Source organism: Sinorhizobium sp. P24N7 (genome assembly GCF_042436655.1).
In the GTDB taxonomy this organism is placed as follows: domain Bacteria; phylum Pseudomonadota; class Alphaproteobacteria; order Rhizobiales; family Rhizobiaceae; genus Sinorhizobium; species Sinorhizobium meliloti_A.
Window position 1 is genome coordinate 478334 of sequence record NZ_JBHMIW010000003.1, and the last position, 14321, is coordinate 492654.

13 protein-coding genes and 1 pseudogene are annotated in these 14321 nt (G+C 58.7%); 7 read left to right on the forward strand and 7 right to left on the reverse strand.

What is annotated here, in order from left to right; genetic code table 11:
• The first annotated feature begins 7 nt into the window (after positions 1–7).
• On the forward strand, positions 8–763 hold the full coding sequence (locus ACFHWW_RS07465) for an SDR family oxidoreductase (protein WP_379937866.1): 756 nt from the start codon (positions 8–10) through the stop codon (positions 761–763).
• A gap of 37 nt (positions 764–800) precedes the next feature.
• Positions 801–1295, forward strand: a pseudogene (locus tag ACFHWW_RS07470) (gluconokinase).
• A 92-nt stretch (positions 1296–1387) separates the two neighbouring features.
• On the opposite strand, the gene ACFHWW_RS07475 reads toward ACFHWW_RS07470, so the two are convergent.
• From ACFHWW_RS07475 to ACFHWW_RS07490, 4 genes are all read right to left on the reverse strand, one after another.
• Positions 1388–1957: a nucleotidyl transferase AbiEii/AbiGii toxin family protein gene (locus ACFHWW_RS07475; protein WP_379937867.1), complete on the reverse strand. Its 570-nt coding sequence runs from the start codon at positions 1955–1957 to the stop codon at positions 1388–1390.
• Between the two features lie 223 nt (positions 1958–2180).
• Positions 2181–2348, reverse strand: coding sequence for a nucleotidyl transferase AbiEii/AbiGii toxin family protein (locus ACFHWW_RS07480; protein ID WP_379937868.1), 168 nt, complete (start codon positions 2346–2348; stop codon positions 2181–2183).
• Positions 2306–2575 (reverse strand): type IV toxin-antitoxin system AbiEi family antitoxin domain-containing protein, encoded by a 270-nt coding sequence (locus ACFHWW_RS07485; protein ID WP_379937869.1) that lies wholly within the window; start codon positions 2573–2575, stop codon positions 2306–2308. The genes ACFHWW_RS07480 and ACFHWW_RS07485 overlap by 43 nt, the downstream gene beginning before the upstream one ends.
• Before the next feature lie 729 nt (positions 2576–3304).
• Positions 3305–3568, reverse strand: coding sequence for a hypothetical protein (locus ACFHWW_RS07490; RefSeq protein ID WP_379937870.1), 264 nt, complete (start codon positions 3566–3568; stop codon positions 3305–3307).
• Between the two features lie 872 nt (positions 3569–4440).
• Here ACFHWW_RS07490 and ACFHWW_RS07495 point away from each other — a divergent pair.
• Both ACFHWW_RS07495 and ACFHWW_RS07500 read left to right on the forward strand, forming a co-directional pair.
• The gene (locus tag ACFHWW_RS07495; protein ID WP_379937871.1) at positions 4441–4725 is read left to right on the forward strand and encodes a hypothetical protein; all 285 of its coding nucleotides are present in this window, start codon (positions 4441–4443) and stop codon (positions 4723–4725) included.
• A gap of 3 nt (positions 4726–4728) precedes the next feature.
• On the forward strand, positions 4729–6294 hold the full coding sequence (locus tag ACFHWW_RS07500; RefSeq protein WP_379937872.1) for a hypothetical protein: 1566 nt from the start codon (positions 4729–4731) through the stop codon (positions 6292–6294).
• A 173-nt stretch (positions 6295–6467) separates the two neighbouring features.
• Here ACFHWW_RS07500 and ACFHWW_RS07505 read toward each other — a convergent pair whose 3' ends face one another.
• Positions 6468–7361, reverse strand: a complete 894-nt coding sequence (locus ACFHWW_RS07505; protein ID WP_379937889.1) for a DMT family transporter — start codon at positions 7359–7361, stop codon at positions 6468–6470.
• A gap of 190 nt (positions 7362–7551) precedes the next feature.
• On the opposite strand from ACFHWW_RS07505, the gene gcvA reads away from it, so the two are divergent.
• Complete coding sequence (gene gcvA / locus ACFHWW_RS07510) at positions 7552–8463, forward strand: transcriptional regulator GcvA (RefSeq protein WP_379937873.1); 912 nt, start codon at positions 7552–7554, stop codon at positions 8461–8463.
• A 53-nt stretch (positions 8464–8516) separates the two neighbouring features.
• Here the strand turns inward: gcvA and ACFHWW_RS07515 are convergent, their stop codons facing one another.
• A complete protein-coding gene (locus ACFHWW_RS07515; protein ID WP_379937874.1) occupies positions 8517–8813 on the reverse strand; it encodes a hypothetical protein in 297 nt (98 codons plus the stop codon).
• Between the two features lie 54 nt (positions 8814–8867).
• Entirely contained in the window at positions 8868–12359 is a 3492-nt protein-coding gene (locus tag ACFHWW_RS07520; protein WP_379937875.1) for a chemotaxis protein CheB, read from the reverse strand.
• Positions 12360–12619: 260 nt separating this feature from the next.
• Between ACFHWW_RS07520 and ACFHWW_RS07525 the strand changes: the two genes are divergently transcribed.
• On the forward strand, positions 12620–13636 hold the full coding sequence (locus tag ACFHWW_RS07525) for a chemotaxis protein CheB (RefSeq protein ID WP_379937876.1): 1017 nt from the start codon (positions 12620–12622) through the stop codon (positions 13634–13636).
• 353 nt (positions 13637–13989) lie between these two features.
• Positions 13990–14196 (forward strand): transposase, encoded by a 207-nt coding sequence (locus ACFHWW_RS07530; RefSeq protein ID WP_379937877.1) that lies wholly within the window; start codon positions 13990–13992, stop codon positions 14194–14196.
• Positions 14197–14321: the final 125 nt, after the last annotated feature.

The window sequence follows — 14321 nt, forward strand, 5'->3', positions numbered from 1 at the left end:
AGAAGCCATGAGCACCCAACTCTTCGACCTGACGGGCAGGCGCGCCCTCGTCACCGGCTCCTCGCAGGGCATCGGCTATGCGCTCGCCAAGGGTCTTGCCACGGCCGGTGCTGACATCATCCTCAACGGACGCGACGAGGCCAAGCTGACGGCGGTGGCGGAGAGCCTCAGCGCAAGACACACGCTCGCCTTCGACGCCACCGACCACGCGGCGGTGCGCAAGGCCGTCGATACCTTCGAGGCGGAGGTCGGCGCGATCGATATCCTCGTCAACAATGCCGGCATGCAGCACCGCACGCCGCTCGAGGATTTCCCCGCCGACGCTTTCGAGCGCATCCTGAAGACGAACATCTCAACGGTCTTCAATGTCGGCCAGGCCGTCGCCCGCCACATGATCAACCGCGGCGCGGGCAAGATCATCAACATCGCCAGTGTCCAGACAGCGCTCGCCCGACCGGGCATCGCCCCCTACACCGCCACCAAGGGCGCGGTCGGCAATCTCACTAAGGGCATGGCAACGGATTGGGCGAGGTACGGTCTGCAATGCAACGCCATTGCACCCGGCTATTTTGATACGCCGCTGAATGCCGCGCTCGTCGCTGATCCGGCCTTCTCCGACTGGTTGGAAAAGCGCACGCCCGCCGGCCGCTGGGGCAAGGTCGAAGAGCTGGTCGGCGCCTGCATCTTTCTCTCCTCCGACGCTTCCTCCTTCGTGAACGGACACGTGCTCTATGTCGATGGCGGCATCACAGCCTCGCTCTAAGGCGGGCTTTCTCCCTCCGCCGCGCCGCATCGTCCTGATGGGTGTCGCCGGCTGCGGGAAATCTGCGGTGGGCTATGCGCTCGCCGCCCGCATCGGTGCGTCCTATCTCGACGGCGACGACCTGCACCCGCCGGCCAACATCGCCAAGATGAGCCGTGCCGAGCCGCTGACGGACGAGGACCGCTGGCCCTGGCTCGCGCTTGTCGCCCAAAAGCTCGCGGCTGCGGACGGGGTCCTCATCGTCGGCTGCTCGGCCCTCTAACGTCGTTACCGCGACCATATTCGCGCCGAGGCAGCCAGCTCCGTCACCTTCGTCCATCTCTCCGGCACCAAGGACCTGATCGCCGCGCGCATGGGCGCCCGCGCGGGGCACTTCATGCCGGCGAGCCTCATCGACAGCCAGTTCGCTGCGCTGGAATCACCTGCCTCCGACGAGCACGCGATCGCCGTCTGCATCGACCGTGCGTTAGAGAGGATTGTTGATGAAATTGTTGAGCATTACATGGCGGATAAGCCGGGTCAGCGGTTCTGATCCATTCAAGGCGAGGGACTGTTCGGTGGCGGTATTCGGAGTCGAGTATTGATCGCCTCGCACACTCGCAGGGAGCCACGCCTCAAGCTGACCTACCCATCATTGGTTTGTAGGACCTTCCGAAGGTTTTGGAGTGCGGCCTCGTGCTTAGCCTCCGGCATCCGCTCCAGGTTCTGCATCTTCCAGCGAACAGCCGGCAACTTATCTGCTCCGTCGACGCCGAGCAGTGACCAGTCAGGGTTTCGAGACTTGAAGGATATCAGGAACCGTTTTTGATCGTCGGTCACCGCCTTGTTGATCTCCACGATCAAGCGCTCGCGTACGTCCAAAAGCGCGTCAAGACTGATTTCTTCCTGAGCCATTTGCAGAAACTCACCTTCGTAGAGGCCGGAAATGTCCTTGCGCACCGGGCGCGCCAGCTCGCCCATCGTTCGGTTGTGGCTAATCAGGTATACGATAAACGTCTTGATGAGATCGGGCGTCAGCCCCTCGTTTTCCATATGGAGCTTCACGTCGAAAAGATCGCGAGGGTGCTGGCGGTCGAGGGCGGCGCAGATTTTGCCGGCATAAAGGTCGGGGAGCGAGAGCAACGGCATCTCGACGTAGCCGAACCTTTCTTCGACGCCGGGCGACAATTCCCGCAATTGCAGAACATTTTCCACTTCGATTTGACGCCAGGTGGAATGACAGCCATCGAGCAGCAGGGCTTCGCTTGAAGCTCGATCTTGATGCGATCGCCTCCTTGCGAGACGAAGAAGCCAATGGACGACCGCGAGACAGCACTGACTAACATTGCGGCCGCACTCGGCCGCATCGCAGATTCAATCCAGAAGGCAATGCCTAGCTCCGAGATCATCCGGTCGTTCGAAGATCGCGCCGATGCGCTCAGACTGAGTAGACGAGATCGATGTCGACCGAGAGGCGCGGGAGATCCCGGATAAAGAGATTGATGGCGGTGCCACCCATCAGGGCGAAGCACGGTTCTTGCGCAACAAGAGGCAGAATGCGCGTCAGGAGCCTGACTTGTCGGTAGTAGGTGCTGGCGGTGTCCACATATCCTCCGGAACGGTTATCATGTACTTCTTGTCAAGTTTGCCGCCCTTGGCCAGCATCCTGTTTCCGCGACCAAGTCCGAGCCCATCGAGGGTGTCAGGCTGAGGCAGTTTCTTGAGCCAAGGGTAGGAGTGACGCTCTGCCATCCAATAGAAGAGTCGCCGCACTTTGACATGGGTGCATTTGCGCAAGAGCCGCTCCATGACGCGAGGCGAAAGCGTTGTCATGCCTTGCAGAAGCTGCTCGGCGTGTTCGAAGGATATAGTCTCCGGTCGTCCTGGAGAACTTCGAGGTATGCCCGTTCGGGTGACGACATGGTAAATGGCCACGCGCTTTTTCGCTGCCCGCGTGTCTCCGGCCTGAAGAGTGTCCGCTCCTGCGAATCGTATTCGAAATTGGAAAGACCGGCCGCTCCCAGATTTGGGAGAGGAAGGTGGCGGACGAATTCTATATCAGGCAGAGCTGCGGCAAGCCATTTCGGAATGGCGTCCTTGCCGTAAAGATGGATTTGGCGCTTACTTGATATCGGGAGATAATGAAGTGAGGCGACCACACTCTCCCAGCTCATCCGCGTGCCTGGCCGCAGATAAACGGCATGAGCTATGGACACAAGCTGGCGGCTCTTTAGCAGATTGTCTACGGCGTGCCGATCCATTGTTGGTTCTTGGCGTATGAGCCATGACCTGGTCACCGGCATCGCCTCGGGGAGCAGATCCAAAAGAAGCAACCCTCGTTCAGCGTCAAGAGGCATGGTTTTCGATCTGAGGCGTTTGCGGCGACTATCGCCGCAAACTGTTCTCACGGTAAATATCATAGTCAATGCAGTTTATAAAACTGTCGACATGCGGCGACCATCGCCGCAAACAACTAAATTCATGTCACTTAGCAATCAAACGTGAGAATGCGGCTGTTTCAGCCGGTTTGCAGTTAATTTGAGAATCCGAGCGACCGGATTCTCAAATTAACTGCAACTGCGAAGACGCCATTGATCGGCACGTATGGGTCATGATCTCACTGATGGCGCTGCTGAAACGCGCTTGATTCTCACCCATCATTTGCCCGCGCAACATTTCGAGCATCTCGGGTCCGGCCCGCTCGACGATGGCCACTCCGGCCAGCAGAGCTCGTCGCAGATGCAGCGGCAGGAGGGGATTTGCCGGTGTCGGCAGGCTTCTCCGTTCGACGACTTCATCGAGATCTAGAATGATTGCGCCGAGCACCCTGAATCGCCACGGTTCGTATCCTCGGGGGATGGGTCTCGGCACGCGACGCATTAGCAGAAGGCGCGCGAGTTCGGTCGGCGCGCTCGGCCTCGTCGTCGAGGAGCCGTTCTCCGATAAGCGCAGTCCCAAGGTAGCGGCCGAAAGGAGACGGGCGGCCATGCCTGCCTGGGTGCCGGAGCAGGCCACCACACAACGGGCAGTTCATGCGCCAGCCGAGAAGCTGGCTTCCAGCCAATGCTGACCTCGCACACATGGCCTGGAGCTTGGAGAACGGCCCACTGGCGGAACATGTCGATTTAAACGCTGTGCGTGAGATCAATCCGGAAATCCTCTCTTTCCGCTCCTGGCTTGGTACGAGCGGACGCAGAGCCCTCGAAGAAGCCTTGGGTGCGAGTGCCACCTGACCGTTAGGTTTCTTGGGGATCCCCGTCGCCGTTTCGCATAGATAACGGCCACAAGAGCTGTCGCAAGTTCGACAACTATCTACTTTCGGAAGCCAACAGCCGACTGTCGGTTTCCACCCCCTAGCTGGACATTCACCGCATAAGCCGACGGCAGCTTTCAGGAGAACCCGCAGTGCGTCGGATCGGCCGTACGGGGCCGCGAAGCGGCGAATTAACCCTGAGGAGACCAAGGTCTCCTCAGGGTCGAAGGGAGCCGTTCTTCAAGAGCCCCATACACGGCTTGTTGCGAGGATGTTCACGTTCTAGGCTAAATGATCGCGTAATGTATCTACTGGATACATGCCTTGCCACGATCCGCTGAACGGAAGTGTGGATCGAAACCAACCCATTTAGGCGACTTGCTGGTCTGCTTAGTCGCGAGGTACTCTTAGGCTCTGGGTTCGCGCGCCGGAAAGGAGATGCTTGATGGGCCATGCCAGCTCCGCAAAGGTCACGATCATCGCACCTGCCGGGCAAGTGGAAGAAATGCTTCGTCAGGTACTGACCCCGGCTGAGCGCGAAGCGGTCAAGCTTGAAGCATTCACGGAGCCGGTTGATCCACTCAGTGCAGAGCGCCACGGCGAATACGAAGTGGCGCGTGTCGTCCTTGAGTACTTGGCAGCCGCAGCCGCGAGTGGCGTCACCTACGATGTTATGAAGAAAATTGCGGCGGCTGCCATTGCGAAGTTCGGACCCAAGAACGTGAAATAGGTTATGGCACGTCTGGACGAATTCTTGCCCGAGCGTATCGGCTCTTCGGGGGATCGGGCTTCCTTTTGGCCGGAAACGCTTTTTGTCGAGAGCGAAGTTCCGGTGGCGTTGAACACTCACTGGGACGAGACGCCTGAGGGACTTCTTTCCGCATCCGGGCTTTTCCATGAAAACATTCATTGGTCCCAATGTAATGCAAGCACCTTGGGTGTCTTCACGTTTCTTCTCCGGCATCGGCGCGCCGAGTTAATTGAGTGCTATTTGCGCGAGTTGAATTTGCGTGAACGTAGAACGGTTTTGCGTCGTTGGGAAAAAGGGGCGCCGTTATGGCGCTTCGACGGGGGCGCCCTGCACATCGATGGCGTTCCTTCGGATCGGATGCGCGTCTCGGCCCATTGGAACGCCCTTCTCGTTTGCGATCTAGTGTTTCGCAGGGGACTTCCGGAAATGGCGGCAAAGTTCTGCCTGCATGAACTACTGAGGGTGGCATACCTTCATGCTGACGGCGCATACGAAGTTGAACACATCACTCGCAGTCCTGATCCGTACTTTTCTGCTGAAGTTCCATCGGAGGCTGATGCACACCCGTCTGAAATATTTTCTATATTCGGGAAGCTATCGTGTCGAGCGTTGGAAGAATGTTCGGCGGTTCTCAATCAGCGGGAGTTTTACGGAAACGGACACCACACTTGGGGGAATGGCGATATTGGAACGGAAATGGCCGCACGCCTTGAGGACGCTCATAGACTGAGGTGGGAGATGCACCAAAAGGACCCTGGGAGACTCTATGTGGCATGCGTGAACTACTTCACGGAAGTTAACAAGGATCTCGACATCAACGACGACGGTGTGCTCGGAGTTTTGTTCGCGATCGTAGATATTTCGCTGAATCCACCTTTGCCTCCGTTCTGTAATCTCTCCCCGCGATTCCCGAAGGATGGTACGAACGAACTCAGAATGGGTGATCTCATACAACTTCACCCTGTCTTCCGTTTTATTGCTCTGGTCGATGCGCTCTCGACAGTGGGTTTACCGAAGGGCGGGAACATCGTTTTACAGGAGCCCAAAGCGTACAACGACTACGCAGCGCGCCTCTGCAAGGCGGCGAACCTGATGGATCCTAGAAAATATCTGTTTTCCAACCCGATACATGAGAGAGGGAGCCCAATTTGGAGAACAATAGACGACTCTCCGCTAACCCATGTCAAAAACCATGTACTGTCACATCACTGCAGGTCAACGCGGATCAGAAGGCGACAACCCTCGGCATTTGCTTCGCCGGCGCACAATCTCCTATATCTCCCACATTTTGCTGAGAGGCTGGAAAAGAATAGTCTCACAAGCGTCCTGGTCGCTCCCATGCAACTGATCGAGGGAACGGGTTATTTTAGCGGTATTACAGACAACGAGTATTTCAACGTTCTCGAATCTGTCAGCTACTCCGAAGCGCTCTCGTCTTTTCTGCGAAGTCCGGGGTCGTTTGCATCTGATGGACTGCCACGAGACGACGTTCATCGACGTTGGGTCGAAAGATCGCAGAAGATGCTGCTGGACCGACTTATGGGGTAGAACCTGCACGTATTATGATGGGTGCGCCGCATTGGGCGGGGCCAGTGGTTCGAATCTGCTCAAGGCGAGAGCATCCGCTTTTTCGCTCGACGAGGATGAAAAAAGGCCCGTCACTGAGGACGGGCCAATCCGCTCACGGGAGTTAGTGAGCGGAGGGGAACTGTGCGTTGGTGTTAGTTATGCGCTACCGCCACCTCTGGAGGGGACCGCTTGTTGACTGCCGCCAAGGCGAGGCCGCCCAGGATGAGCGCAACACCCGTCGCGAAAATCAGCCCAAGCTGGTCGCCAAACAGAACAGAAGCAGCTGCAACTCCAAAAACCGGCTGTAGATATTGTACGCTCGCCGCAACGCGGGCCGGAACCGCTCGCAGTATGAATAGCCACAACAGCAGGCCCGCGACGGACACCATGGAGCCGAGGTAAATAATCGCCCAGATCGCCTGTGTCGTGATCTGAACGGGTGCGTGCGCCATCTCCCATCCGGCGAGGGGAAGGATTGCGACCAGGCCAGCCAGGGAATTCCATGTCGTGACTGCGAGCAGGCCGAATTTTACGGTCAGCTCGGCACTCCAGATGAAGTAGAATGCGATGGCAACGGCCGAGACCAGCATCCAGGCCACACCTGCGACCGTGGTCTCGGACAGGTCGTCGACGCCAGGCCCGCTCCCGACCGCGACCAGCGCAATTCCCACAAATGCCGCGAACAGGCCAACCCAATGCCGACTTGCGACATGCTGTTTGAGGCGTATGGCCGCGAAGATGACGATAAAGATCGGAATCGTTGCGGAAATGATCGTACCGACAGAGGCCGATGTGCCCTGGACGCCGAACGATTGCGCCACGTTTCCGAAAGTGATGCCCATGACCCCAAGCGCGATGATGCTCGGCAACGCTTGCCACGGCAACCGGAGCTGGCGAGCTGACAGGACGAGCAGCAACGGCACCGCCACCAGGAAGCGCATCGCGGTTAAGGTCAAAGGAGGAACCGTCTCAAGGCCAAGCTTTGTGATCGGAATGGAAAGGCCCCACATGATGGCGAGCAACAGCATTGCGCCGAAACTACCCATGGAGATCGCACGCGCAGGTATCTCGATGGAGGAAAGGGCAGTGGAGTTCGTGGCGTTCTCGGTCATGGGCTGAGGCCGATTCGAATTGGCAGCGACGTGCATCTGTGTCATGTCTACTGCCGAGCAAATACTGCTGACAAACCATTTGTCCTCACAGGATGCGTGAACACTGATCACGCATAAGCACCAGATGCCGGACCAACTTCCTCCGCTGCAGACTCTCCGTGCCTTCGAGGCTACCGGCAGAAGAATGAGCATGACTTTGGCGGCAGAGGAGCTGCATCTGACCCATGGTGCGGTGAGCCGTCAGATCAAGGCGCTAGAGAATCATCTGGGCGTTCCCCTTTTCCGTCGCATGACGCGACGGATCGAGCTGACCGACGCGGGTATCTCCTTTTTCGGGGCTGTCACCCGTCTCCTGTCGGAGCTTGCACGCGAGGCTGAAGATGTTCGCCGGAGAAACGACACCACTCGCCTGGTCGTCAGTTCTGGCGTTTCCTTCGCGAGTAAATGGCTGACGCCACGCCTGCATAGGCTGATGGCGCGATATCCGGATTATGACGTCCACCTCGAAGTGACCGATGCCCAGGTGGACTTCTCCACAGGCCATGTCGATGTCGCCCTACGATATGGAACCGGCAACTATCTCGTCGCCACCGCCGAGCGCATCATGAACGAGACGGTGTCTCCAGTCTGCGCGCCGGATTATCTTTCTCACATTGGCGGGCTTCGATCGCCTAGTGATCTGGTCAGGTGCCAGCTTATTCACGAGATCGGCATGACGACGACCTGGGAGCGGTGGTTCGCGATGGTGGACCTGCCATATCCCAAAATGCGCGGTCCCGGGTTTAGTCATGGCAGCATGTCGATCGAGGCGGCGATCAGGGGTGAAGGCGTCGCCTTGGGCCGCAGCGTGCTGGTTGCAGAAGACCTTGCCCAAGGTCGACTTGTCGCACTGTTCCCACATGCCAAGCTGGAGGTCGAATGGGGATACGACCTTGTCTATCGGATCGGCAATCAGGATCACCCAAAGGTTAGAGCATTCAGAAACTGGATGGCGGACGAGGTACGGGAGTTCACGGGCGCCAATGTCACGGAGTAGCAATCGCCGTTGCGCACCGGAACAAGGATTTGCTCACCTCTGATTTTCCATCATCAAAGTCCGAGAGTGAGTTGGTAGCGCGGAACATGGGTGCCCGCGGTGGCGAGCGATGAAATGGTCACCCCAAGCAACCGGACAGCAGGGCGTTTGAACGGATGGACGGCAGCAAGAAGTTGCGATGATGCGTCCAAGATTTCAGCCGTGTTGGCAAACGGCAATGACACAGTTCGGCTGCGCGTCGCCTGGGTGAAGTCCGAGTATTTGATTTTCACGGTAACCGTCTTGCCGCCGATGCTTTGCGCCTCGCAGTAGCTCCAGACCCTTTCAGCAAGGGGTTTGATCAAGGCCACCAAGTACTCGTCTTCGACGATCAGGATTTTTGGGCCGCAAGAACTTAAGTTCCATCAGCATTCCGCACCATCTGGTGGGATATCCGGAAGCTCGATCTGGATCGTGCAGACTACTCCGGTTGGCTGAAATTCGCGATGAACCGTGGCCCCGGGCAAACTCTTCTCGATCAACACGCCGCCGAAGCCTTGCGTCATCGGCGGGTCGACGTGCGGGCCACCTTGCTCCACCCAAATAACGGTGAGATGGCGTTCGTTGTTTCCAAGTTGCCAGCTGAGCCTGACCTGCCCGTTTTCGGTAGAAAAGGCCCCGTATTTAGCGGCATTCGTGGCGAGTTCGTGGAGAACGAGGCCGAACGGCGTGGCGAGATCCGGCGGTAGCGTTACCGGCTCGCCCTCGATCTGCAATCGGCGCTGATCGTTGCTGACGTAGGCCTCGAGCTGGCGGAGCGCGAGGTCGCCGAGTTCGGCCCCACGCCATTCCGAATCAAGGAGCAACTTGTGGGAATTCGCAAGCGCGGTGAGACGTCCTTCGAAGCGCTGAACGAAATCCTCGCTTGACTCAGTGGTACGCAACGTCTGCCGCACAAGAGATTGCACGACTGCCAGTGTGTTCTTTACCCGATGGCTGAGCTCGTTCTGCAGCAACTGCCTGCGCCGTTCCCAGCGCTTGCGATCGGTCACATCGCGGGTGCTTTCAAGAACCAAACGGCGGTCGCCCAACGGTAGGAGTTCGATCTGGCTCTCCACCGTCAACACGTCCCCACCTTTGGTGGTGTGAAGCAGCTCGCCGCTCCAGTGGCCCCTTTCGATAAGCGTCTGCCGAAGATTTTCAAAGGAGGAGCCTGGAACCGCGGTTTTGAGCAGTTGCTCCTTTTGTTTCCCGGTGGCTTCCTCACGGGAATAGCCGTAGAGCTCCTCACTGCCACGATTCCACTGTTTTATGCCGTCATCGAAGTCCCACACGAAGATCGGCGAGCGTGAGAGCTCGACAAGGCGCATCTCCTGCTCGAGCCGCTGTTTGCTGTCCCGTGCAGTTTCTTCGGCCTTGCGACGCTCCGTGATGTCGACGAATGTCGCCACGACGCCGTCGATTTTGTCGTCAATCGTGCGGTAGGGACGCATCCGAACAAGATACCAACCGTCCTTGCGGCTCTTTACCTCGCGTTCGATCGGGGTGAGGTTTTCCAATACGGATTGTGCGTCTTCAGCCAGATCGGCATATTCGAGATGATGCGTAAAGTCGGTAATTGGCCGTCCTTCATCATTCAAGGTCACGTTGAATATGTCGGTCAAACGGGGGGTAAAGCGTTTGATGCGGAGCATAGGGTTCAGGAACAACGTCGCGATGTCGGTTGCCGCCATTAGATTCTGCAGATCACTGTGTGCGCGCGAAACACTTTCCAGCTTAAGCTTGAGCTCGTTATTGACTGTCTGCAGCTCTTCGTTGATCGACTGGAGCTCCTCCTTGCTCGTCTCGAGTTCTTCCGCCGTCGAACGATATTCCTCATTCATTGACTGCAGTTCTTCGTTCGCGGCACGCAGTTCCTCGTTGGCCGCTTCCGATTCTTCCCTCGTCGCCCGGAGCCGGTTCTGTGCGAGTTGCAGCTCCTCCTGCAGTTGCCGTACCCCTTGACCGGGCGGAAGGCGCCCATCGGTCGGTTCGTTAGAGGCATCTTCGGATGGATCGATCACATCGCCCTCGATGAAAAATACAAGGGCATGGCGCGTCGGGTCGCTTCCTTGGAGAACAGGCTTTACCTGGAGGTAGACGCGATGAGGTTGTCCGTCGAGGTGAGTTAAGATCGGCATGCTCAGAGTGGCTTCGTTCCGCTCCAGCGCGCGGTGTAGCGCCGCCCGAAGGTCGAAGCGGAATTCCTCACGCACGAGGTCCGCTGCTTCGGTGCTGACCGGACCGCCTGAGGGCTGCAGGAAGCGTCCGGCACTTTCGGAAAGATGAATAGCGCGATGACTTTCATCCACGAGCAAGCTCGGCGGCGCAATCTTCTCGAGCATCTGCCGATGCAAAGCGGCCTCGTTGACGCTGCCGGTCGCCGATAGCGGGCGCGAGACGATGGGTGCCCTTTCCACCCGATGGTGGGGGCCGAGCAGCACCGGCAGTGCCGATCTCTGGTCGCCGGTGCCTGCCGCGGACCTGTAGATGCGCGCCTCGCGATCGACCGTGCGGAAGAGACCCGCGGGATGGTCGGCACTTTCCGATGACCCGAGAAAAAGGAAGCCGCCCGGTTTGAGTGCATAGTGGAAGGTATTGCATGCCTGTTGCTGAAGTGGCCGATCAAGATAGATTAAGAGGTTGCGGCAGGAAATCATGTCGAGATGGGAGAAGGGCGGGTCTCTGAGAAGGCTATGGCTGGCGAAAAGAACGACATCGCGCAGCTCTCGTCGGACCCGATAGTGATCACCTTCCCGTTGAAAGAACCGCCGCAATCTTTCCTCGTTCACATCGGCCTCGATCGTCGCCGGGAAGCGTCCCTCGCGCGCAACCGCAAGAGCGCCTGCATCAAGGTCCGAACCGAAGACCTGGATTTCCGGCGCGAGATCGCGACGCGCCGCTTCCTCGAGCAGAAGGATGCCGATCGTGTAGGTTTCCTCTCCGGTGGCGCATCCGGGCACCCAGACTCGGATGCTGTCGCCGGCTTCCTTCCCTTCGAACAATTGCGGGATGACCTTGTTGGCGAGCGACTGGAACGCTCCCGGGTCGCGAAAGAACGTCGTAACAGATATCAGAAAGTCACTGAACAGTGTTTGGGCCTCTTCGGGATTCTCGCGCAGATAGGCGTGGTAGTCGGCAAGCGTCTCCTTTCTGGTGACCTGCGCCCGGCGGCCGATGCGGCGCAAAATAGTCGCCCGCTTGTACTGCGAAAAATCATGTCCCGTCCTGACGCGCACATGCGCGAGAATCCGCCCGAGGAGATCTTCGTCGCCGGCGCCGACATGGCCGGGTGGAAGATGGTCGCGGCCGGCGAGCAGTTCGGTTAGCCGCTCCGCAATTTCGCGGATTGGAAGGACAAAATCTGCGGCCTCGGTGGCAATGGCGTTGCGGGGCATTGATGCATATTCCGCCTCGCCAGGATCCTGCACGAGCACGATGCCGCCGGCCTCCTTGATGGCTTTGACTCCAATCGTCCCATCTGCTCCGGCACCCGTTAGGATGATTGCAAATCCGGCTCCGTGCTGCTCGGCAAGCGACCGAAAAAACACGTCGATCGGGGCTCGGGCCGAACGCGTCTCTTCGAACGGGAGCGCGGCGATCGAGCCGTCCGCGATCTTCAATCGCCGATTTGGCGCAATGACATAAACGTGGTTGCCCTCGAGTCTCGCCTGGTCCTCTACCTGCGTAACGGGCATCTGCGTGCGTGATGCCAGAATATTGGCGAGCTCGCTCCTCGCTCCCGGATCAAGATGAATGATGACGACGAAGGCGGCGCCGGTATCGGTGGACATGTGGTCGAAGAAGGTCTGGAGTGCCTGAACGCCCCCGGCAGAAGCTCCGATTCCGACGATCGGTGGATCCAGTTCCTGATCCATGTTTACCTCCCGGCGACCTCTCCCAACGGGACCATGGTCTCTGTCCGACATACTTTCGTCCGTGAAGCTTAAAAGCCCCTGAGCCGGATCCGTCGGCATTCTACACCGAACGACGCTCCCGGCGCGATCTTCTTATAGCAGCGGATGAGCTGCCCCCAATAGGGGTTGGGAAAATCCTCCCCTGCGCCCAGGGAGCCGCAATTAAGTATTGCACCGAACCTATCCCGTCGTGGCACGTTGTAGGGGAAATGGAGCATGCCATGGGCCGCCGCAACGTCATCGCAATCGGGGGATCGTTGGGAGCGGTCGGCGCGATTAAGCAGCTGCTTCGCGAGTTTCCTCCTGAATTCGCCGCCACCGTCTTCATCGTCGTTCATGTCGGTGCGCGCGGAAACAATCTGCTCGCTGATATTTTCAGCGACCATTCGCCGATTCCGGTCACAACAGCGGCCGATGGCGAGCAGATCGAGTGCGGGCGTGTCTATATTGCCCCGGCGGATCACCACCTGCTTGTCATCGATGACGTCATTCGGCTTGGCCGTGGGCCGCGCGAGAACCTCGCTCGACCAGCAGTCGACCCGCTCTTTCGATCCGTCGGAGTGAGCTACGGCCCACGAGCCATAGGCCTCGTCCTTACCGGCATGTTGAACGACGGAGCGGCGGGTCTTGCCGACCTGAAGCGATGCGGAGGCGTGACGGTCGTCCAAAATCCAACGGATGCTGCGGCGCCGGAAATGCCTTTGGGCGCCCTTGCGGCAACAGACGTCGACTATAGAGCGCCGCTTGCGGACCTGCCGCATTTACTCGTCCAGCTTACGCGCGAGGACGCTGGGTCGGCGGTTTCCATCCCGCGCGACGTGGGCTTCGAGGTCGAAATCGCCCTCGGCCGCCCGGTCGACGCGGCATCGATTGCGAGTATCGCTGTCGCGGCTCCGCTGTCATGTCCGGCCTGCGGCGGCGTTCTTTCCCAGATCAAGAGCTGGCCACCCCTCCGGTTCCGCTGCCAGGTCGGTCATGCCTATACCTCCGACACGCTGGCGGCCGAAAGTGAGGGATCCGTGGACGAGGCGATGCGGGTGGCGCTCCGGATCATCGAGGAGAGGGTGACGCTCAGCGAAAAAATGGCCGACGATGCGCGGCGCAGCGGTCGCGAGGCCGCAGCGGCCGCAAACAGTCGGCGGGCAGAAGAGAGCCGAGGTCATGCCGAAACATTGCGTCGCGCTATGCTTGGCAAAGCAGAGAGTGTAACTGCCGACGAGCTTGAGGACATTGAATAATTCAACAGGCGTCTGGGTACAGCGTTGCGAGCCTTGCCTGCCGATTCTCTCGATTGTACCGTTTTGGAAAGAATTGGCTCTCTGGGCCATGCGAGCAGGAATCCTTTGAGGAAGGGAACCATTTCGCGGACTCGCCGGTCGACATCGAGGCGAGGGCATTCCAGTTTACGCCGTTCGGCAGTTTTACAACACGAAATACACGACGGCGCTTAGACAAAGGCCGGCCAATGTTGCCCTCGCGCCTTTCCGACTACGCGGCAGATCGATTGGGAATACAGTAAGCGGGTAGGCCATCCCACGTAGCGCGGCATCGAAAGATCGCTCATTTTCGGCATAATCATGCGGAGAAACCTATGAGCGACAGTGTGAATCAGGCTCGTGCCTTTGAGGTTCTGACGGCGACACCAATACGGACGAGGCGCAAGCCACGAGATTGGCCGGATGCTGAGAAGGCTCGGCTGATTGCGGAGACAATGCTGCCGGGGGCGAATGTATCAGCGATCGCCCGCGCCGAGGGGCTAGATCCCTCGCAGCTTTACGGCTGGCGTCGCAAGGCATGATCGTGTCTCAGGAAGTGGTGTAGCTTCCGGCAAGCGGCCGTGCTTTCCGGCGCAGGCCGGAGGGGATATCAGCGTGCGACTGCAGGCAGGCTGATTTGCGGATCATCGCTCATTGATGCCATTGT